This is a genomic window from Bacteroides sp. MSB163 (genome assembly GCF_036416795.1).
GTDB lineage: Bacteria > Bacteroidota > Bacteroidia > Bacteroidales > Bacteroidaceae > Bacteroides > Bacteroides maternus.
In genome coordinates this window covers 3,805,320-3,825,451 of the sequence record NZ_CP143867.1, presented here as the reverse complement: position 1 = coordinate 3,825,451, position 20,132 = coordinate 3,805,320, and the positions used below count along the sequence as shown (strand labels likewise).

20 protein-coding genes and 4 pseudogenes are annotated in these 20,132 nt (G+C 42.0%); 5 read left to right on the top strand and 19 right to left on the bottom strand.

What is annotated here, in order from left to right; all coding sequences use genetic code 11:
- Positions 1-6 precede the first annotated feature (6 nt).
- From VYM24_RS14450 to VYM24_RS14425, 6 genes are all read right to left on the bottom strand, one after another.
- Positions 7-510 carry a PepSY-like domain-containing protein gene (locus VYM24_RS14450; RefSeq protein ID WP_330940314.1) on the bottom strand — a complete coding sequence of 168 codons (504 nt, stop codon included), beginning with the start codon at positions 508-510 and terminating at the stop codon, positions 7-9.
- Between the two features lie 12 nt (positions 511-522).
- A complete protein-coding gene (locus VYM24_RS14445; RefSeq protein ID WP_217713824.1) occupies positions 523-960 on the bottom strand; it encodes a PepSY-like domain-containing protein in 438 nt (145 codons plus the stop codon).
- Between the two features lie 98 nt (positions 961-1,058).
- On the bottom strand, positions 1,059-2,348 hold the full coding sequence (locus tag VYM24_RS14440; RefSeq protein WP_299088584.1) for a sensor histidine kinase: 1,290 nt from the start codon (positions 2,346-2,348) through the stop codon (positions 1,059-1,061).
- Positions 2,345-3,022 carry a response regulator transcription factor gene (locus tag VYM24_RS14435; protein ID WP_299088585.1) on the bottom strand — a complete coding sequence of 226 codons (678 nt, stop codon included), beginning with the start codon at positions 3,020-3,022 and terminating at the stop codon, positions 2,345-2,347. Before VYM24_RS14435 ends, VYM24_RS14440 begins: the two co-directional genes overlap by 4 nt.
- Positions 3,023-3,069: 47 nt before the next feature.
- The gene (locus VYM24_RS14430) at positions 3,070-3,618 is read right to left on the bottom strand and encodes a DUF4738 domain-containing protein (protein ID WP_007213261.1); all 549 of its coding nucleotides are present in this window, start codon (positions 3,616-3,618) and stop codon (positions 3,070-3,072) included.
- A 427-nt stretch (positions 3,619-4,045) separates the two neighbouring features.
- On the bottom strand, positions 4,046-4,207 hold the full coding sequence (locus VYM24_RS14425; protein ID WP_291554527.1) for a hypothetical protein: 162 nt from the start codon (positions 4,205-4,207) through the stop codon (positions 4,046-4,048).
- Positions 4,208-4,280: 73 nt separating this feature from the next.
- On the opposite strand from VYM24_RS14425, the gene VYM24_RS14420 reads away from it, so the two are divergent.
- Complete coding sequence (locus tag VYM24_RS14420; RefSeq protein WP_291554529.1) at positions 4,281-4,475, top strand: hypothetical protein; 195 nt, start codon at positions 4,281-4,283, stop codon at positions 4,473-4,475.
- A 60-nt stretch (positions 4,476-4,535) separates the two neighbouring features.
- Here VYM24_RS14420 and VYM24_RS14415 read toward each other — a convergent pair whose 3' ends face one another.
- From VYM24_RS14415 to VYM24_RS14360, 12 genes and pseudogenes are all read right to left on the bottom strand, one after another.
- Complete coding sequence (locus VYM24_RS14415; protein WP_291554532.1) at positions 4,536-5,129, bottom strand: type 1 glutamine amidotransferase family protein; 594 nt, start codon at positions 5,127-5,129, stop codon at positions 4,536-4,538.
- Between the two features lie 42 nt (positions 5,130-5,171).
- A complete protein-coding gene (locus VYM24_RS14410) occupies positions 5,172-5,771 on the bottom strand; it encodes a hypothetical protein (protein ID WP_291554534.1) in 600 nt (199 codons plus the stop codon).
- A gap of 182 nt (positions 5,772-5,953) precedes the next feature.
- Positions 5,954-6,370 (bottom strand): annotated as a pseudogene (locus VYM24_RS14405) (MBL fold metallo-hydrolase); the annotation flags it as partial.
- Positions 6,371-6,448: 78 nt separating this feature from the next.
- Positions 6,449-7,837 carry an aldo/keto reductase gene (locus VYM24_RS14400; RefSeq protein WP_291554535.1) on the bottom strand — a complete coding sequence of 463 codons (1,389 nt, stop codon included), beginning with the start codon at positions 7,835-7,837 and terminating at the stop codon, positions 6,449-6,451.
- A 50-nt stretch (positions 7,838-7,887) separates the two neighbouring features.
- Positions 7,888-9,393: a 4Fe-4S binding protein gene (locus tag VYM24_RS14395; RefSeq protein WP_291554537.1), complete on the bottom strand. Its 1,506-nt coding sequence runs from the start codon at positions 9,391-9,393 to the stop codon at positions 7,888-7,890.
- 19 nt (positions 9,394-9,412) lie between these two features.
- Positions 9,413-9,925 carry an ECF transporter S component gene (locus VYM24_RS14390; protein WP_291554539.1) on the bottom strand — a complete coding sequence of 171 codons (513 nt, stop codon included), beginning with the start codon at positions 9,923-9,925 and terminating at the stop codon, positions 9,413-9,415.
- 14 nt (positions 9,926-9,939) lie between these two features.
- Positions 9,940-11,850 (bottom strand): TonB-dependent receptor, encoded by a 1,911-nt coding sequence (locus VYM24_RS14385; protein ID WP_330940313.1) that lies wholly within the window; start codon positions 11,848-11,850, stop codon positions 9,940-9,942.
- Between the two features lie 123 nt (positions 11,851-11,973).
- Complete coding sequence (locus VYM24_RS14380; RefSeq protein WP_291554543.1) at positions 11,974-12,729, bottom strand: LytR/AlgR family response regulator transcription factor; 756 nt, start codon at positions 12,727-12,729, stop codon at positions 11,974-11,976.
- 35 nt (positions 12,730-12,764) lie between these two features.
- Positions 12,765-13,781 carry a sensor histidine kinase gene (locus VYM24_RS14375; protein WP_330942259.1) on the bottom strand — a complete coding sequence of 339 codons (1,017 nt, stop codon included), beginning with the start codon at positions 13,779-13,781 and terminating at the stop codon, positions 12,765-12,767.
- Between the two features lie 247 nt (positions 13,782-14,028).
- Positions 14,029-14,346, bottom strand: a complete 318-nt coding sequence (locus VYM24_RS14370) for a helix-turn-helix domain-containing protein (protein ID WP_073314005.1) — start codon at positions 14,344-14,346, stop codon at positions 14,029-14,031.
- Positions 14,343-14,700 (bottom strand): annotated as a pseudogene (locus VYM24_RS14365) (type II toxin-antitoxin system RelE/ParE family toxin). Before VYM24_RS14365 ends, VYM24_RS14370 begins: the two are co-directional and overlap by 4 nt.
- A 717-nt stretch (positions 14,701-15,417) precedes the next feature.
- Positions 15,418-15,558 carry a hypothetical protein gene (locus tag VYM24_RS14360; RefSeq protein ID WP_299088595.1) on the bottom strand — a complete coding sequence of 47 codons (141 nt, stop codon included), beginning with the start codon at positions 15,556-15,558 and terminating at the stop codon, positions 15,418-15,420.
- Between the two features lie 340 nt (positions 15,559-15,898).
- On the opposite strand from VYM24_RS14360, the pseudogene VYM24_RS14355 reads away from it, so the two are divergent.
- From VYM24_RS14355 to VYM24_RS14335, 4 genes and pseudogenes are all read left to right on the top strand, one after another.
- Positions 15,899-16,195: pseudogene (locus VYM24_RS14355) on the top strand (MobV family relaxase); the annotation flags it as partial.
- Positions 16,196-16,544: 349 nt separating this feature from the next.
- A complete protein-coding gene (locus tag VYM24_RS14350) occupies positions 16,545-17,879 on the top strand; it encodes a hypothetical protein (RefSeq protein WP_330940312.1) in 1,335 nt (444 codons plus the stop codon).
- A gap of 435 nt (positions 17,880-18,314) precedes the next feature.
- Positions 18,315-18,949, top strand: a pseudogene (locus VYM24_RS14340) (aldo/keto reductase); the annotation flags it as partial.
- A 112-nt stretch (positions 18,950-19,061) separates the two neighbouring features.
- Entirely contained in the window at positions 19,062-19,430 is a 369-nt protein-coding gene (locus VYM24_RS14335; protein ID WP_299088598.1) for a winged helix-turn-helix transcriptional regulator, read from the top strand.
- On the opposite strand, the gene VYM24_RS14330 is transcribed toward VYM24_RS14335, so the two are convergent.
- Positions 19,431-20,117 (bottom strand): potassium channel family protein, encoded by a 687-nt coding sequence (locus VYM24_RS14330; protein WP_291554570.1) that lies wholly within the window; start codon positions 20,115-20,117, stop codon positions 19,431-19,433. It abuts the gene before it with no gap.
- Between the last annotated feature and the right edge of the window lie 15 nt (positions 20,118-20,132).

The window sequence follows — 20,132 nt, the reverse complement described above, 5'->3', positions numbered from 1 at the left end:
ACTTTCTCACTCTTCCGGTGGATAAATCGTATCATCCTTTCCCGTTATATCCACAGTATTCATCAGCCCTCCATCTTCCGAATAGAATAACTGATACTTCTGATTTCCCTGTTTCACTTCAATCACATATTGCATGGGTTGTAGCGGATATAGCAGGAAATAATAATCATCTTGTACCCAGTTTGCATATTCGCTATTATTAAATGCAGTCTGGACAGCTCCGGGAACGTCATTCCAATATACTTCCGATTCTGTCATCCACCAGTTTCCATTGGCATCAAACCATATATTCGAATCTTTCCCGTCCAGCCAGCAATCGGCTACAAAATACGAGCTTTTCTGTTTCCAGTCTACGTCCGTAGCACTTGGATACTTCTGTTTCAAAGCCTGTGTTACAGCCTCCGGCACATTGATACTCTTATCATCGCTATCATCATCACTGCATGCACTGAATGTCAGTGCGGTCATGCACATCATCATTGCCAACATCAAAAATTTTGTTTTCATCATTTTCCCCCTCCATTAGTCATCCAAACTGACAAACTGTCCTTTCTTATTGAATTTCAAAGAGAAATCATTGGCAAGTTCCACCTCAATCCCCGTACTTTTACGCTCTATCTTAGTGATAATTTCATTAGGAAAATTAGCCTTTACGTAATCTTTTACAGAAGCTGGGATAAGGGCGGCAGGCACAGCATTCTTTTTACAGTCTACTTCCGTCCAATTACCTTTCTTGTCGAAGTCAATCTCCGTGCGGTCAGTCAGTGTCACTTCATACTTCTTGGACAGGAACTCACTGTCTATCTTGATGTATGAAATCTGCGGTTTACTGAAATACTGATTGATAAAGTTACGCGCAGTCAATGGAAGTTCCTTTACGTCTTTGGTAATCACATCACCGGCAAAAGCGAACTGAACGGCTACGATAGCCAATACGAGAATAGATAAAATCTTCTTCATAATCGTTATTGTTTTTAAGTGTTACTAATTTATTTCCTGTTTTTATTCACACTGCAAATAACGATACTGAATCGGGAAAGATTTGGGAATATTCGCCTTTAGCTTTTCTTTTGAGATTCTTTAACAAGCAAGAACAGATGCATTCCTTCCTGCCACTTATAAGTCAGACTGAGAGAGGCGGACAAAGCAATGGAACGGGCAATGGCAAGCCCCAAACCGGTAGAATCCTTCTTCCCGTCAATACTGCGATAGAAACGCCGGAACAACTTTTCTACATCCAACGGATGTTCACCACTGTTCATGATAGTAAGAGAAGAAGGCGTAGTCGCTATATGCAGTTCACCGCCTTCACGATTATGCACCAAAGAGTTTTTCACCAAATTGGAAACCAAAATCTGTGCCAGGGAAAGGTTGCAGCGAATCACGAAAGGTTCCGCCTCTTTCGTACGTACTACATGTATTTTCTTGCCTTCATATATATCCATCAAATCAGGCAATAGTTCCTCCAAGACTTCATCTACAGAAACATCTTCTGTTTCGGTATATTGTCCGTTTTCAATACGGGAAAGCAGCAATAAAGATTTATTCAGTCTGACAGCTCTGCCCAATGTAGTATATATTTCATCCAGTTCTTTCAACTGTTCTTCCGTCATCGACTCATTCTCCGCAAGCAACTCTATCTTGCCACGAACAATGGCAAGCGGCGTCTGCAACTCATGCGAAGCATTTTCTATAAACTGCTTCTGTTCCTCATACGCCTTATAGCTACGGTTTCCCATATCCACAGCCGCATCACCCAACTGCTGAAATTCCCGTATCTTCGTCGGATTATCCAACACCGGAAGCTCTTTTCCCGGCTGAATTTGTTGCAGCCAGTTCAGCAGGCGATGCAACGGACGAAATACACTTTGCAGTATCAGTCGTGTCCCAATGGATGTGCAAATTAAAAACAGCAGAAACAGCGCGCCCAAATACCATAGGATAGCCTCCACCATATCATCACGCTCCAAGATGGAAATCATCAGTTCCAGCTCATAAAACTGCCCGTCCGGCATACGGAAAGCAGTCTTTAACACCCTCACCGGTTCATCTTCATCTTCGCTTTCTATATAGACAGTAGAGTCATAAAACTCTTCATCATAGTTCTCAGCTTCTTCTTCGGATATAGGCCGGAATTTGTAGAAAGACATCAATGTCCCCTCCGTATCAAGAATAGACGGGTCCATCAAGGCATTATTGATTAATATCTCACTGTAATTTTCAAGCGTATCATCCGTTTCATCCATCACTTCGTCAATAATGGCATAATAAAACAATACACCCCATACCGCCATCAACAGCAATAGCAGCAACGAGAGTTTCCGGTAGGTATAATGAAGCAATTTCATACTTCAGAGAGCTTATAGCCAAAACCATATACCGCCTTCAGTTCCACGGTAGCCTCAGCCTGTTTCAGTTTACGACGAAGATTTTTCACTTGTGAGTAAATGAAATCCAATGAATCTACCTGGTCGATATTATCTCCCCAGACAGACTCCGCAAGACTCATTTTATTAATAACGCGATCAGGATTGACTATAAAATAATAAAGCAGATCGAATTCTTTCCGGTTCAGTTGCAAAGGCACTCCTCCTACCTCTACCTGGCGCTTGTCAGGATACAGCAACAGATTTCCTATTGTAATGGAAACATCACCCTTTGCTTGCCGACGGCGAATAACAGACTTCACCCGCGCATTGAGTTCAGCCAAATGGAAAGGCTTCGTAAGATAGTCATCGGCGCCCAGTTCCAGCCCTTCCACCTTATCATCCAAAGAATCCTTGGCAGAAATAATCAACACACTGTCACTACGATGCAGGTGTTTGAGTTCACGCAATAAATCCAGACCGCTTCCACCGGGCAACATAATGTCCAGCAGGATACAGTCATAATCGTAGTCATTCACTTTATCCAATGCCGAAAAATAATCGGCAGCAGTTTCCACTACGAAATGCTCTTTTACAAGGGAAATGCGGATCGTTTCCCGCAAATCCGGTTCATCTTCTACAATCAGGATTTTCATACCGGCAAAGGAAACTCATAAATTAGGAAACATTCTGGAATCTTTAATCAGATGCTGTCCGTCTCGTGCAAATCTTCCAACAATTCTTCTTTCGCCAAGGATATTTTACCATCGGCAGATACAGTGATCGATAGTGGAATATAAAGGTCGGACTGCGGATAGCACACACTTGCCGCATAAACGATCCCCTGAGGTGTGGTCTTATCATACACCAGTCCCTCAAGGATAGAATGTTTCATGAACTTTGCATCCACTAACGAAGCAAAACTCTCTTTTGTAAACACCTTGTCAACAATAGACTTGCCGCCGGAAGTTATACGCAGGGTGATGCTGTTATCAACAAATTTATCTCCTTGTTCATTAATCACAACAGGTAAACTGTCATCCGGTCTGCGAACCACGCTCGATTGATATTCCTTACCTTTATACGTAAAACTGGTCTTACTATCAGATACCTGCATACGTTGCAAACCATTGGCATCCACACTGTCTTTCATCAGTACCTGTATATCTCCCCTATCCTCTTTTTTCTGAGAAGAACAAGCTGACAACAGCCACATCGCTATACATATCCAGAAGTAAAATACGTTTCTCATTCTACCATTTGTTTACAATTAACGGGAACAAAGGAACAAAAAGGGAGGCAAAAATGCAAGGGAAAAGCAAAAGAAATAAAAACGGGCGAATAATGTTCCGCCCGTTTCATAAAACTAATACCATACTATATTTTATTTATACCTATTGAATATTGATATTTATAAGACAACAGGGAAAGCAAAAAGTTTAATGGAATCTTTTGTTTTAACATAAAAAAAGGGATACAGTCTGGTATTCCCCATTGAAACATCTTTTGCCTCGCTTACAAAAGATTAATACTTGTTTTTAAGTGCCTATCCGCATTTTAGACGTAGTTTGTGTGAATAATCATGCCGTTTTGCACTTTCATCTCTTTCATCGGCTTTCAGACTGTTGCGTGTAAGGTATTTACGCTAAAATATCGCTCGTGGACTACTTTCTGTACTTTCAACCTGTTACCGTATCAATATCCCTTGCTTCGTCTTCCGGCGTATTTAGGGTCTGTGCGCGTTCGCGCTCCAGCATTTCGGGACGTAGTGTTTCGTGGACCAACATGTGATCCGGATGGTATCTATACTTCTCAATGTCAGCAGCATAGGGACTTGACACTTGGAACTTATAACCTTAAGAACCGGAACTCCCTTTGCCTTACCGCTCAAGATGGCATCTTGTGTTGTTTAAGATGGTATGTTATACTGCACAAGATGGCATCTTGAGCGACAAAGGTAGTCATGCTTCAGTAGATATGCAAGCTTTTTGCGGGGGAAAGGTAATAGTGATCAAAGCTAATCCCCATATCAGTGCGGCAGATTTGACTTTACATATCGACTGTGAATATCCGCTTTATAAGAAGATGAAACCGGATGGATCAGCCTGAGACGTGCTGTCTATCCTTACAAAGTGATATGAGTGCGGAAAAGTACATCACAATGGAAAGTTACCTTACAAAGCCATTTTTATAATAATCATAAGCAGCATCAATTTTTTCCGGAGTATCGGCATGCAAAAGAAGTAATAATTCACGGGTAAATTCCAAATGTCCTGTTCCGTTGGCAGTTACAATATTTTTATCGCTAACTGCCTGTTTTTCCTGATACCCGGCTTCATTGGTATATGCACTACCTGCAAATTGCTTCAGATATGGAAGCGTATTACTGGTATGCTTTACATCGTTCAGAAAACCATGCGCTCCCATAAAGGCAGAAGCATTGCAAATTGCTCCAACTATTTTGCCACGCTGTAATGCATCCTGCACAATTGGCACCACCAGTTCTGCTTCAGGCGATTGCCAGTGCATACCACCAACCAGTACCAATGCCGCATAATCAGCAGGCATCGTCTGAAAACTATAATCAGGCAAAGTACGAAAGCCGCCAACGGAACGCACTACATCCAATGTAGGAGCAACTACCTTTGGTACATATTTCACTTCACTGCCCGGTATTACTCCGGTATTCAGGGAAATGGCAAGGAAAGCGCCTTCCCAGTCGGCATATTCATTTAAAAGCAGGAATAAGACTTCTTGTTTCATATTTTTCCATTTTATACAATAGCTCTCATAAAAAGATTCTATCTACTTTGGTTGAAATTCAAGTTCAAAATAAATATAATCCTGTATATTGAATTTTTCATACCATTTTGAAGGATGAGTTTTAGAATAACGAACCCCACAATAATCGATGGCTTCAACTTTTTGTCCATTAAAATTCATTTCACACCGATGTCCTGTAGTATAAGCCATTAATGGAATACGATCAGACACCGTATAAGTTTTAGTCGGCAAGGTTTCCATTAAAATATAATTCTTGGTTACGATAGGAATATGCAAGTTTGTTCCTACCCTATACTGGCAACCAATATGAACACTATCTGCAGATTCGGCTTGTGCAAAAAAATAAAAGTGAGATACACTATCCATCTCACAAGGTATTTCCTCATTCAAGACTTTTCTCTCTGCTTTCCCGTTAGTACATCTCACCATACATAATTTATAGGGCAATCCCTTTTGAGAAGTCTTAACTGTGACATCAAAACCAAAAATGCCTTGAAAATCCATCAATTTTTGTACAAAAGCATCTTTTGGGGATTCATAAATAACTGAAATAGTGTCTTGTGCCACCATAGATACTGTACATAAAGATGTAAGTATCAACATGCATAAATAGTTTTTCATTTTTATAAGTTTACGTTATATGGCACAAATGTAATAAAAAAGCTGATATCATCGCCTTTACATAGCAATCATATCAGCACTCACTATTATTACAGAGATGAAAATTCTATAATGGCATTACCTCCCCTATCTCAGGAATCACCATATTCAGCAAGTCTTGTTCCTGCATCTTCTTCTCATTCTAGATGGATAAAGTTCCAACCTTCATTATACTGGCCGTTTTCCAGAATCGCAAGGTCTATATCCGGAAAGTGCTTCCCAATTTCCTCGAAATGAGAGTCATAACCACCATCACCGGCCATATATATTTTCTGTGTTGGAGTTTCTATCAGAAAGGATGCCCACAATGTCCGATTGGCCTTTAAACCACGACCGGAGAAATGGCGTGTCGGAAGACAATGGACAGCAAAACCATTTTCCAAAACAGCGTCTTCATACCAGTCCAATTCTACAAGCCGGTCTTTATCATATCCCCAATATTCGAAATGTTCTCCAACACCGAGTCCGCAAATCACTTTTCCTACCCGGTCTTTCAGACTTTTCACTGTCCGGTAATCCAGGTGATCCCAATGATCATGCTAAATCACCAAATAATCAATAAAATACGGAAACGCATACTATGCCTATAACCGCCAACACAATCCAAAGCCACATACGTTTTTTATTTTTTACCCGAATCATAATGTTTCTTGTTTCAGTTGCTCCACGAACCCGTCGATACGGCGCAACTCCCTGGGAATATTAATACTCTGCGGGCAGTGAGGCGAACATTGATCGCAACCGATGCAATGGTTTGCCTGTCGCAGGCGTGGCACACTACGGTCATAACCAACAAGAAAAGCCTGGCGTGCCTTTCTATAATTCTCGTCTTGTTGGCTCTTCGGTACATTCCCCTCATTCACACATTTATTATAATGTATAAGCACAGCAGGAATATCAATGCCATACGGACAAGGCATACAGTATTTACAGTCATTGCACGGTACAGTAGGGTACTTCAACATCAATTGTGCCGTTTCTTCCAAAAACTCCTTATCATCATCTGTCAAAGGAATCAGCGGAGAATAGGTACGGATATTATCCTGAAGATGCTCCATATACGTCATGCCACTCAATACCGTTAACACCAGTTCCGGTGAGCCTGCAAAACGGAAAGCCCACGAAGCCACACTATCTTCCGGACGGCGCTGCTTAAGACGTGTCATAATATGAGTCGGTACATTAGACAATCTTCCCCCCAGCAATGGCTCCATAATGATTGCCGGAATATTGCGCTTTACCAATTCATCATATAGATAGTCCGCATTTACATTACGTCCCGAAGAATGTTTCCAGTCCACATAATTAAGCTGTATCTGTACAAAATCCCATTTCACCTCATCATGCAGAGAAAGTGCATAGTCATAAGTATCTACCGTGCCGTGGAAAGAAAATCCCAGATTACGGATACGCCCTGCCTCCCGTTCTTTCAACAGAAACTCCATCATACCATTGTCTATATATCGCGCTTTGAATGCTTCTATTCCACCATTACCGATAGAGTGTAGCAAATAGTAATCAATATAATCTGTCTGCAAATCTTCGAAAGACTTACGATACATGGCTATGGAGTTTTCACGGCTATAGTTACTAAAGTTGGATAACTTTGTAGCAATAAACAGTTTCTCGCGCGGATGACGTTTTAATGCAATACCAGTAGATTTTTCCGACCATCCCTGTACATACACCGGAGATGTATCGAAATAATTCACACCATGCGCAATGGCATAATCTACTAATTCATTCACTGCATCCTGATCAATCATATCCCCTTTGCCATCCGGCGAAGGAACAGTCGGCCAACGCATACAGCCATAACCCAGAAGTGAAACACGATCTTTCTGAGCCACAGAAGTGCGGTAAGTCATCTTATCAGTAGGCACCGGAGTCGATGCACTGCCTCCCGGAATCACCCCATCCTTCTGTTTGCAACTATAAAGAGTCGCAGCAGCCGTTGTCGTAGCGGCACTGATGCCTACAATTTTCAGAAAATCCCTACGGTTTATATTCTTATTATGTTCTTCCATATCTGTTCTTCTAATATTTATCACTTTATCACCCTATCACATTACCACCTTTATATCACCCGATGTCTCTCATGTCCCTCTACATAGATAGCACTGAAAGGACGTGCCGGACAAAGATTCTCACAGGCACCACAACCGATACAACGCTCGACATTCACAGCCGGAATCTTCGGAGAATTCGGATTATCCACCTCAGATGGAATCATCTCTATCGCCGCTACCGGGCAATGACGGGCACAGTTGCCACAATTTACTCCATCAGTCAACGGCACACAATTCTTCCTGATCCATACGGCATGACCGATCTGGATAGACGATTTATCTGCCGGACTGATGGGATGAATGGCATCCGCCGGACACACCTCAGCACACTTAGTACATTCCGGACGGCAATAACCACGTTCATAAGACATCTCTGGCTGCATCAACGTCATCAGATTACCGGATGGACGTAAAACCTGATTAGGGCACACTGATACACAAAGCTGGCAAGCTGTACAATGCTGCGCAAAGTTACGGGCACTCAGTGAACCTGCCGGTACTATAGGTGTGGTCCGTTCCGGTATTTTCTTATCCTCAATGACAGCCAATCCACCATCCACTTTTTTCTCCTGTGCCTTCAGCAATGTACTTGCAGCAAATACGGCACCGGCAGAAAAGAAAGCGCGGCGTGCATTGTCCACCTGCTCCGATGAAACACCAGTCACTTTTTCAGCAGCCAACGGTTTCCGCACTTCCTTATGCGGACGCTCATAACGGATGGCTCCTTTCTTACACTTACCGATGCAATCCATACAAGCCACACAGCGGCTATAATCTATTTTATGATTTTTAGAATCAATGCATGCCGCCTTACAATTACGTGCGCACAAACCGCAACCATTACATTTACTCGTATCGATTACCGGTTTCAGAAAAGAAAAACGTGAAAAGAATCCCAGCACCGTGCCCACCGGACAAATCGTATTACAATATGTACGTCCGTTGCGCCAAGCCAATACAGCCAGAACGGCAAACGTCAGGACAGCTATCGCAAAGGTCCCCGCAGCCTTCATCCACACGTCCACGGAATAGAACATATAACTGTCCGCACGTTCCGCCAGATAGGCAAGCAGGTTATTTCCCCACTGATAGACTGGGGCAAAGAGATTGGAAGCAATCCGACCATATGAACTGTAAGGTGCAAGCAATGCCACCAGAGAGCCGACGCCCCCTATCAAAGCCAATATAAACACGCCCAACACTCCATAACGCAACCAATTGAGTGCAGGCGAATAAGAGTAGCGGTTCTTCTTCCGCTTTTTGCCCAGCCATGAAACTACGTCCTGAAAGACACCCAGCGGACATATTACCGAACAATACACACGACCTAAAAGCAACGTCAGCACAATCAGGGCTATCACAACCCCTACATTCAAGGCCAACAACGCAGGCAAGAACTGAATTTTAGCCATCCAATCGAACCAACCGTGTAGCGTCCCCGTGAAGTCGAGAAACAGCAGCGTAATCAGTACAAAGAAGAAAATGGCAACTGTTAGTCTGATTTTTCGTAACATACTTCTATTTTATGGAATATCATTTATAAACCAAATACTTAATGAACAGATAACCGCCGAAAACTTGCAATACCATTCCCGGAATACCGATACGGAAATCCTGGAAAGCAAGGATGAAGTTCCCCAACGTGGCCCACTCGCCTAATGTGCCCGCAAGCTGATAAGCCAGAACCACCAATGCCAGCATCGGGACAGAGACACGTTTGAAGCGGTTGGCAACATATCCGGCAGCCACAGCCAGCAAGGCCGATTTCAAGAGTATAGCCGGAAGCATGCCCGCAGCAGGCATACCGAAAAGCAGATGATTCAAAACCGGAGAAAAGACAGCAGTCAGTAATCCTACTTTCCAACCATATTTATAGGCTGCGATAAGCGTAAAGAAATAGATGGGAAGCAGCGTGAGACCGCCTTGCGGGATAAGATGGCAAAGCTGTGGCAGAGCCAGGTTGCCCAGAATGAAAAGAGCGGCAGCAAAATACGTTTTCACATTGCCGTAATCCAGAGAATACAGTCTGATAGTTGTTGTTTTCATAATTTATATACTTATTAAAAGTTAATATTTACTCCACCCATAAAAGTAGCTTTCGGCATAGGATAGCCGGCTATTATTTCGTAACGTTGTGCCAGCAAGTTCTCGCCACGCACATAGAACGACAGGTAATTGGTCGCTTTAAAGCTCCCCTGCATATCCCACAGCACAAAGTTCTCCTTGGTTTCCGCATCCAGTTCTGTGTAAAGTCCTTTCACATATTGAATGCCCGTAGATGCGCTCCAACGTCCTTTTCTGAAGTTCATGCCTCCGTAAAGTTTATGTTCGGGAGATGCCAATACAGGATTCTCCATATGAAGCCAGCTATAATTTGCCGTGACACCCCACATCGGGTTGAACTGGTATCCTATATTCGCTTCCGCGCCCCAGTTCTCAATCTCACCGGAGTTTTGGTTCAGCATGCCACTGCCTGCCGGATTGGGAAGACGCAGAATCAGGTTTTCACCATTGATATAGAACACATTTACGCCGTATGACAAACGGTTTTCCATAAGGCGCTGCGAGAAGGAAAGTTCATAATTCCATAGTTTCTCGGGCTTCAAATCCGGATTTTGCGGAGGGAACATATACATTTCGCGAATGGTGGGATTGCGAAATCCCTTACTTGCCATTGCCTTGATTTCCGCATCCTTCGGGAGGTGGAAAGCCAGACCGACTTGTGGAATAAGCTCCGTCCCAGTCTGCGAATGATGGTCTACGCGTGCACCGGCATTTAGTGTGAGCCAGGCAACAATGTCCTGCCGGAAGTCTACATATCCGGCTACTTCATTCAGGGATTTATCCGCCGAGGTTTCACGATGTCCGTCAGAGAATTTGTTCCATGCTTCACCGCCGAAATGAAAATAATCGGCTCCTACAGTCACCCGGTTTCCTTTGAAAAGTTGCAGACTCTGATACCATGATACACCGAGCATCTGGTCGTTGGAGTTGAAGCGGTAGTCAAGCGGTTTTCCGCCGGGCTGATAACCGTCGTTTATCCAGTGGTCTCCCCAGTTATAAAAGAAACTCAATGCTCCCGAGGTTTTTTCGTAATGATTCTCCAGAGCAAAAGAGGTCATACCGCGAGTGATGCGCTGGTCGTTGTCGATATAAGGGCGAGTAACCGCCCCCGGATTGGTGGCATTGAAACGGGTGATATTCACATCTCCCCACAGCTTCCAGTTGTCCGTAAAATCATAACCCAACTTGGCATAACCACCGTATTGTTCAAAGCCCATATCAGCCCGATGCCCGTCTGTACGATTATAAGAAGCCGTCACTGTACTACTGAAACGTCCTTTCCGGATGCGGTTGGTTGCCTCGGTCTGCAAGGTTCCATAAGAACCGGCACCGATGTTGATGCTTGTATTCACACCGTCTTCCTGCATTTTGCGGGTGACGATATTGATAACGCCCCCCATGGCATTGGAACCATAAAGCACTGATGCCGGACCACGGAGCACTTCTACGCGCTCAGCCATCATTGTCTGGTAAGCATCGGCGATGGGATGTCCCATCAAGCCCATGTATTGGGGATGTCCGTCAATCAGAACCAACAGCCCGGTAGTGGGCAGCCCGGCTTGTGCAGGGCCACCGATTCCGCGCAGCGACATTTGTCCTGATGCGCCCGTAGCTACACCATAACCCATCACGCCGCGCGAGGTTGAGAAAAAACCGGGCACTTGTGAATTCAGCACCGGAAGCACGGAGCTTTGCCGACTCGCTTCAAGTTGCGGACGTCCCACCACTGATACAGTCATAGGCAGATGGCGTACATCCGTTTCGCTGCGTGTGCCCGTCACCACCACTTCATTGATAGCGTAGCTTCTCGCTACCTGTGTGCTATCCTTGCCGGTTTGTGCTTGCAGGCTTGCCGCACTTATCAGGCAGCCTATACATAATGCAAGTATCGTTCTCTCTTTTTTCATCTTTAAAATTACTCTTTTATTCTATAAATAGTTTTCGATTGCAAATATAGGGACTGTCGCCTACAGAACCTGTAGACAAATTACAGTAGTATATACCTAAATTACTGATTAACGTCCTGTAACCTAATCGTTATTCACCAACCAGGACTTGAATTCGGATGCCCTATTCTTACTAATATAGACACGCTCGGGAACCTCCACATCGAGCGTCACCAGCAGGCGGCTATCGAACCAGATTGTTATATCCGTCACGCTGTTCCTGGCTATGATGAATTGCTTATTCGCCCGAACAAAGTCAGCGGGCTTCAGAGAGGACATTATCTGTTCCAACGTCTTGGAATACGGATACATGGTCCCGTCTTTCAGATACACACACGTATTCTTATCCGCCGTATAAAAACACGAAACATCCCTTAGACTGACAGGCAGCAATTTATCTTTATAGGGAATCAATAGCTTATCTTTATATCTGGGCGCCGGTGCCAACAGGTTCAACTGAGACAAGTATTGCAGAATATCCTGACGGGTCAGCTTGCTATACTTATCCAGTGCATGCTTCACATCCTCCACCTTCACCGGCTTCAATAGGTAGTCCACGCTATTCACCTTAAAAGCTTCTATCGCATAGCGGTCGTATGCCGTCGTAAAAACAATAGGAGTTTCCAGTTCCATTTTATCGAAGATGGTAAATGCCGAGCCGTCCGACAAATGTATATCCATGAATATCAAATCCGGAGCCGGATTGGATTGCAGCCAATGGATAGTCTGGGTCACACTTTCCGTATTACCGGAAATCTGAATATCATAGGAGACTTCCTTGAGAATATCTACCAGATTCTCATAAGCGGCAGTCTCGTCTTCTACAATAAGCACTCTCATATCGCTACTCTTTTGTTTTGATATTGATTCTATTTTTATTTTAAAGGGAGATAAACCCGGAATGTTTCTTCATCGCACTCCACCCGGATTTGCTTGTTCATCAGCAAAGCAAAACGGCTTTCCAGATTCTTCAATCCGGTTCCGTTGGTATCGGGCGGAGAGAGTTTGGGGTAAACAGGATTGGACACCACCAACTCATTCTGTTCATTCAGCCGGATAGATATTTCCATTTTATGTTCACTGTCTATCATATTATGAACGGTCACGTTCTCCACCAGTGGGAGCAATGAAAGCACTGGCAATGTCAATTCATCCTGCACAGCCTCATCTACCCGGATGGAGAACACCAGCTTATTAGCAAAACGCACCTCCATCACGTAGCGGAAAGACTGGATGAATTCCAATTCCTCCCTCAATGTGACCAGCCCTTTCTTGTCACTCTGAAGAATATAGCGGAAGATGTCGGACAACTCATGCACGTACATCAGTGTTTTCTCGTCATCCTTCTTGCGAATGAGCGATTGCACTCCGTTCAGTGAATTAAAAAAGAAATGCGGGTTTATCTGGTTGGCCAATGCATCGCACCGGCTTTGCAGGTTCTCTATGCGCAAGCGTTCAATCTCGTGTTCCTTCTCCCGCTGTTTGGAGTAGAGCATGGAGATGTGGCCGATAAGCGTGCAGAGGGAACACAGGATGAAGAATTGGGAAAGCAAGGTGCTGCCCAGAAAGTCGGTGCGGATGCCATACGAGGCAATCCAGTAGGAAACGGATGCAAACCCCGCGTAAGCAAGCAACAAATAGCCGAAGTTACGGGCAAAGCGTTCCTTAAACTGTGCATCCGGCAGACGGCGCAGATTATAGCGTATCAACAAGCTAATCAGTACCCAGAAGAAAAAGAAACGGTAGGCGAAATACCAATAAAAGCCCGCACAAACTCCCCAGAATTTTATATCCCAAGGGAGGCAGGCTATATTGGGATATATGATAAAAACCGCACTAATCAGGCTGACCAGCGGCAGTTTACGGCTTATGTAGGTATCGAATGAGGACATCATGTTTTTTCTTCTTTTCTGCAAAGAAAAACAAAATTATCGAGACGCAGCAGCGGCAAAAGAAGCAAAACGAAAAAACAGGGGGTAAAAGCGAATTTAACTTAAAAGGAAAGAGAGTGTATTAAAGATGAAGAAGTCAAAACTCACCACAGATTACACGGATTGACACAGATTAAAATTAAATAATTGATTATCAAGATAGATAATCTGTGGAAATCTGTGAAATCTGTGGTTAAAAAGACTTTCTTTAAAGAATAGTCAGACTGACCCTTTTCCCCAACCCTTCGAAAATGCGGAAGAGAGTGGAGAGTTGTACATCTGCTTTTCCATTCTCGATGCGTGAGATATAGGTTTTCTTTGTACCTATTTTCGCAGCAAGTTGTTCCTGGGTAAGACCGGCTTTCAGACGTTCTTCTTTCAGACGTTCGGCAAGAATAAAGGCTTCTGCCCCCCGTTCAAACTCATTGCGTTCCGGTGTGCCTTTCTGCCCGTATTCCACATCCAATATTTCATCAAAGGTATGGCATCCTTTGACTGATTTTGCTTTAGCATTTGTTTCACTCATAGTCTATTTCCTTTCTTCTTTAAATCAAAATATTCTTTCATAATTGAGGTTGCCTTTTCTATTTCTTTTAGAGGTGTCTTTTGTGTTTTCTTCTGAAAAACCATTAAAGAGAACAACCAGTTTTCCTTCATCAAAGCAACAGAATATGCGAAAGATATTGCTTTCCATTTCTATTCTTATCTCAAATAGTCCTCTGACATTCTCTATATTTCGAAAAAATCTGGAAGGAATATATTCTTCTACACGCAGGAGATTGAGTACATAATTTATTTTTTGTCTCACAGAAGATACTTGTTTATCATAAAACTCTGCAAAATAATCCCCATGCACGATTATTTCTCTTTTATATTCCATTACTGTTTTATTTTACCGCAAAGTAAACTATATAATTAACTTCCGCAATCTATTCCTGCATATTTAACATCAACTTATTCTTCCATTCCCCCTACATCTCGGAATAAATAAGCGGGAATAGCACTTTCATCTGATTTATCGTGTATCGATACAACTGACTAATTGACACTTTGCATATTTGAACGGCTGAGAATGCGTTGTTTTCGTCCGGATGCCTGTGTGAATGAAAACACAGCAGTAAAAAGATGTAAAAACAAGACAAACAACAAGATACAGAAATGTATACATTTAAAATAGCGGGAAATAGGGGCTGAAATGACGGATACGGCAGTGCGAGGTGACGGTTGTACAAGTGTTGGATGCCGGAACTATAGATGTTAGGCGTCGGAACTATAGATGCCAGCCGTTGGAACTATAGATGTGACGCGTCAGAAGTATAGATGCAACGTGTCAGATATAGATATCCAACGTATAGAATCTGTATAAACTAGGCTTAATGCATAAAGAAATAGCATATATATGCACAACAAATGGATTGCCTTTTCTATTTCTTTCTTCTTGCGAAACGGTATTGTAGGGAAAACAAGTGATTAACTTACTTTTTTATACCTATACAAAAAATATTCTATCTTTTTGTTCAAGCAACACAGCAAAAAACTCAAGTCATGTATGGTTTTAAACTAAAATGCTCATTCCTTATCCATTATGAACAAGTGTTTACTTATTCGTTTCATCTAAATAAACCAGGGCAACCGCATCCTCAATGTCTATGTCGCTTAAGACAGAAGGAATGGCGGTAATCTCATTGGATTTGCCTTCTACCTTTTTCTGGGCGATACAAAAACAGTTTTCGCTCACCCAAACATTCATTAGGTACAAGCCCTTGTTGCCACGTGTGGCGGGGGGAAATACCCCGCTGCTTTTTACCGTCGATTACAATTTGCTTCTCGGACAAATCGCATAAAATAGATTTTCCATATAAACGAAGGTTATGCTCAAGTTCAGCACATAGACCTATCAACAGTATGTCTAATAACAAGTGTAAACAACGACCGGTAACACGAGGGTCGGTAACATCTGAAAAATAAGGGCGGATACTAGTATTCATGACGCAAAAGTAATATTTCTAACAATTATATGAAAATTTGGTGCGGTTGCCCTGCCCCAAAAATGACTATAAACTCTTCCATTGTAGATTCATTTCTCTATCGTAAAGGAACTGCTGCTCATAGCCAGGCAATGCTGGGAAGTGAGGTTCACCGAAGAACTGATAAGGCAAACCTTCAGCTTGCACCTCGAAGGGTTCAAGGGCAGGCTCTATTCGAAGGAGCATCGGAAGAAGTTTAGGACAGAACATTCAATGGCAACCATGGAGAGGAACCCGCAGGAGAAGGGGAAATTCCGGCTGTGCATTGACGGAATGCCTATACTTGAGTGGTTTAGGATGAAGTTTCAGGAACTCAAAGAAAAGTTGGGTGTAGGCTGCACCCAAAAGAGGATTGAAACTATAAAACGCAAAAAACGAGAAAATAAGGTTCTATCCAGTAGAGTTTATTTGATTATTTTTCATATTTTTGCATCGGATTGAACAGTGGTTCTTTCCGATGACATATTAGAAAAAAAAAGAAGCGTTATGCTAATCTCTTGCGAATGAAAACCTGAGAAACTTTCAAACGTATACAAGGATGGCATAGTGGTTTCTGCGCTATAGCGTGGGCTGCTATCACTACATCTGTACACAAAGGTTTTCTCAGGACCTTCATTCAAAGGCGTAGGCATTGCAGTTCCACGCTTTTTTTATAATTAAAGGTCTTTAAGGAGCTGAAAAGACAATGGAGGTATTTATGAAAATATTAAATTTGTTTGGACTGTTATTAGGTATAACTTTTAGTCTTGTAGCGTGTAGTGATGACGAAATTAACGGAGATGCTGAAATGGGAGGCAATAGTGGCAGTGGAAATACTCAAACAAGTATTAAACCTCCAATGGAAGGAGAAGGTTTAAATCTTGTTGGAAGTTGGTATGGTTATGGTCCTTATGTTGCTTCTGGAGGAAACGCAAGTGCATACGGACTCGTAAATGGAATTTGGGAGTTTTATAATGACAGTACTTACTCATGGATAGGTTCTAATTCTTTTGGCTATAAATATTCTGAAAAAGGAAAATGGCATTATAGTGTAAAAAATGAAACACTTACAACCGACAGCCCATGTGGTATTAATTGGAAGGTAGAAGAAGTCTTAGAAAGTCAATGGGTGGGTACATTATTAGGGGCTAAAAAAGGAACTTATACTTACACACGCAATAATATTGACATTCTTCCCAGTAACATTAGAATTGTAGATTATAAAGAAGGGGGATTTATTTTGAAAGACACTCTTGTTAATTATCAATTTAACACAAAAGAAATTAAGTGCGGTGTTTGTTACGGAACAAAGAATAATAAAGATATTAGTACTTTTAAAAGATTATATGCCAATAAGATATATACAGATACAATATATACCATATATGGTGTACAATATAAAAAAGTGTACAATGTTGAAATCAATTTGTTGGAAGAAAATGAAAGGTATCAGTTATGTAGTTTTATAGAATACAATGATGGCAACATTGTATATGGTAAAATTTACAATGCTATATGTATTACTCCTCCGCAAAATACGATATATTTAGGAGAAGTACCTGATAAAAATAAAAAAGTCTATTTTTGGGCAACTAAATTTATGGCAAAAAATGAAACTTCTACTGATTTTACTTATAGTGAAGCCTCTGAATATCTTTCTCAGTTAGGAAAAAACTGGAGGATTCCAAGTGGAACAAACATTACAGGGGTATTAGATAAATATATTAATTATTCTAATGAAATTCAGATACTAACTGACGAAGCAGGTAGATTAGATTATATACAATCTAAAAGTAAAATTAATGGCAACAAGCTATGTCTCAAACTTTTTGGACCACTACCAGTTTTTGCTGGATCTGGCTCATCATATATGAGAACTGATGATATTTGGATTTCCGATATTAAAAATACCCAGCACTGTTCTGCTATACTTTATAATTCTGAAAGAAATAGCGCATTTCAGGCTGGCGATATTGGCTTTTACCATCGGAGAAGAGATACCGATTGTACAGCAAAGATTTTGCCTATGTATGAAGTAACGGTTGCGTGGTAATTAAGTTTGTAAATTTGGTTAGGTAAATGAAAGCGTAATTCTAATTGTTATGAATTACGCTTTTATCATATACAGAATCTGATAATTAATAAATGAATTGGGAATTAAATAATATTATAATCCACTGCTGGGCACTTAGTCCCAGCTGATTTTCATTTGTTTATAATTTTGTTCTTTGACATTTTTGTAATCGCAATCGGTAAGTATCTCTCTTACAGGTATTTTATCCAGTAGAAAATAACCCAAAATTTGTAAAATTTCGTAGATTGGACGGTTAACTTTCAATTTGTAAGCGACAATGGCAACCAAACAGTATGTTATGATGGCACAGTACACTTGTGTCTTGACTGCATTCATCGTGGTACTTAAAAAGATTTTACTCTTAGGTGTTGCTTAATCCATTTGAACGATTTATGTAAAGCTTTACATAAATCGTTTATCACTACCAAGCTCTGGATATCGGATGCTGGTTATGACAAAGCCCAGAAAGCCTTTGAAGCATCCATGAAGCGCTTGCAACTCGATTATCTGGATTTATACCTCATTCACCAGCCATTCAATGACTATTACGGTTCGTGGCGTGCGATGGAAGAGTTATATAAAGAAGGTCGCATCCGTGCCATCGGTGTTAGCAACTTTATGCCTGACCGTCTTGCGGATTTGATTCTCTTCAATGAAATCGTTCCTGCCGTCAATCAGGTGGAGACCAATCCATTCCATCAACAAATTGAAGCTGAAGCATTCATGAAAGGGAAAGGAGTTCAAATTGAGTCGTGGCACCGTTTGCCGAAGGAAAGAACAATTTATTCCGGAATGAAACGCTGGCGGCAATTGCAGACAAATATCACAAATCTATCGCACAAGTTGTGTTGCGCTGGTTGATACAGAGAAATGTAGTGGTTATTCCGAAGTCTATCCGTAAAGAACGCATTGTTGAGAATTTCAATGTCTTCGATTTTAAACTGGCTAAAGAAGATATGGAGAAAATAGCTGCATTGGACACTAAGACAAGTTGTTTCTTCTCCCACCGTGACCCGAAGATGGTGGAATGGTTGGGTGGATTGCACTAAGAAATCTTAAGAACGGAGTTAATGAACTAACAGCTTCAATGAATTAAAAGAATATTTGCATACAATCGGCATATTAGTTACTTTTGTAGAGTGTTTTATAAATCAGCAAGATATGAATAGAATAGATATACAAAATAGCTCTTATGCCGATTGTCCTATCCGAATGATACTATCACGAATCAGTGATAAATGGTCGATACTGACGCTCTTCACACTGACGCAGGCACCCGTCATGCGGTTCAATGAACTGCAAAAGACAATACCTGACATATCACAAAAGATGCTGACGGTTACTCTACGCACACTAGAAGAAGACGGACTTGTGAAAAGGAAAATCTATGCACAAGTCCCTCCTAAAGTGGAATACTCGCTGACAGATAGAGCCATGTCGTTATTGCCCCATATAAACTCCTTAATTTCATGGGCGCAAGAAAATATGAATGATATATTGGATGACAGAAAATCTTATAGGAAAGAGTGATTACATCGCTTTCCAGAACTTCTGGAAGTCTTTGTAGCGTCCGTAACAAACCAATTCATCACCCGCCTGTACCTGGTCATTTTCAGGCAATTCATTCATCACATCATGTTCGGTAAATGAAATACCCAGACAGTTTTTCAAGGTCTTGGCACGCTTCAGCGCCAACAGTTTCAAGCCGAATTCCTTATCCAGATTCAACTCATTAGCATAATATCCTATCATCTTCTCCGGCACAGTGAACTTCACCACATAGTAATCCGTATCTACCCGGAAGGTTTCCATATTGGAGCCAAACTCCAACAAATGCACCAAACCACGGGCTGCATCTTCCTCCGGAGTAAGAATCCGTTCCAAATCAAAAGCCTCAAGCACGGAACGATGGACATTATCAATGGCCCGCGCATAAATATGAGCCACTTTTTGTTGTTTCAGCAAAGCCACCACACGAATAGAAGCACCAAAATTCTCGCCAATAGCCACAATTACCACATCCACACCACTCAAGGGGAGAGCGGCAAGTGCCTGTTCATCTGTTGCATCCAGCACAAAAGCCGTAGCAATCTTTTCTTTGATACTGTCTACGCGGCTTGCACTCACATCCGCCCCAATTACTTCGTGTCCCAATACCGACAGTTCTTCGGCAAGCATGTGTCCGTAATTCCCTAAACCGATAATAATATACTTCATAATTTCTGTTTTTAC

What these genes read in the sequence shown, in the direction of transcription:
- VYM24_RS14350 (WP_330940312.1), top strand. Translation starts at nt 16,545, where the DNA reads ATGAAAATATTAAATTTGTTTGGACTGTTATTAGGTATAACTTTTAGT.
- VYM24_RS14330 (WP_291554570.1), bottom strand. Translation starts at nt 20,117, where the DNA reads ATGAAGTATATTATTATCGGTTTAGGGAATTACGGACACATGCTTGCC.
- VYM24_RS14435 (WP_299088585.1), bottom strand. Translation starts at nt 3,022, where the DNA reads ATGAAAATCCTGATTGTAGAAGATGAACCGGATTTGCGGGAAACGATC.
- VYM24_RS14400 (WP_291554535.1), bottom strand. Translation starts at nt 7,837, where the DNA reads ATGGAAGAACATAATAAGAATATAAACCGTAGGGATTTTCTGAAAATT.
- VYM24_RS14370 (WP_073314005.1), bottom strand. Translation starts at nt 14,346, where the DNA reads ATGAGTGAAACAAATGCTAAAGCAAAATCAGTCAAAGGATGCCATACC.
- VYM24_RS14375 (WP_330942259.1), bottom strand. Translation starts at nt 13,781, where the DNA reads ATGTCCTCATTCGATACCTACATAAGCCGTAAACTGCCGCTGGTCAGC.
- VYM24_RS14445 (WP_217713824.1), bottom strand. Translation starts at nt 960, where the DNA reads ATGAAGAAGATTTTATCTATTCTCGTATTGGCTATCGTAGCCGTTCAG.
- VYM24_RS14415 (WP_291554532.1), bottom strand. Translation starts at nt 5,129, where the DNA reads ATGAAACAAGAAGTCTTATTCCTGCTTTTAAATGAATATGCCGACTGG.
- VYM24_RS14450 (WP_330940314.1), bottom strand. Translation starts at nt 510, where the DNA reads ATGATGAAAACAAAATTTTTGATGTTGGCAATGATGATGTGCATGACC.
- VYM24_RS14395 (WP_291554537.1), bottom strand. Translation starts at nt 9,393, where the DNA reads ATGTTACGAAAAATCAGACTAACAGTTGCCATTTTCTTCTTTGTACTG.
- VYM24_RS14410 (WP_291554534.1), bottom strand. Translation starts at nt 5,771, where the DNA reads ATGAAAAACTATTTATGCATGTTGATACTTACATCTTTATGTACAGTA.
- VYM24_RS14430 (WP_007213261.1), bottom strand. Translation starts at nt 3,618, where the DNA reads ATGAGAAACGTATTTTACTTCTGGATATGTATAGCGATGTGGCTGTTG.
- VYM24_RS14385 (WP_330940313.1), bottom strand. Translation starts at nt 11,850, where the DNA reads ATGAAAAAAGAGAGAACGATACTTGCATTATGTATAGGCTGCCTGATA.
- VYM24_RS14335 (WP_299088598.1), top strand. Translation starts at nt 19,062, where the DNA reads ATGAATAGAATAGATATACAAAATAGCTCTTATGCCGATTGTCCTATC.
- VYM24_RS14390 (WP_291554539.1), bottom strand. Translation starts at nt 9,925, where the DNA reads ATGAAAACAACAACTATCAGACTGTATTCTCTGGATTACGGCAATGTG.
- VYM24_RS14440 (WP_299088584.1), bottom strand. Translation starts at nt 2,348, where the DNA reads ATGAAATTGCTTCATTATACCTACCGGAAACTCTCGTTGCTGCTATTG.
- VYM24_RS14380 (WP_291554543.1), bottom strand. Translation starts at nt 12,729, where the DNA reads ATGAGAGTGCTTATTGTAGAAGACGAGACTGCCGCTTATGAGAATCTG.
- VYM24_RS14420 (WP_291554529.1), top strand. Translation starts at nt 4,281, where the DNA reads ATGGTATGTTATACTGCACAAGATGGCATCTTGAGCGACAAAGGTAGT.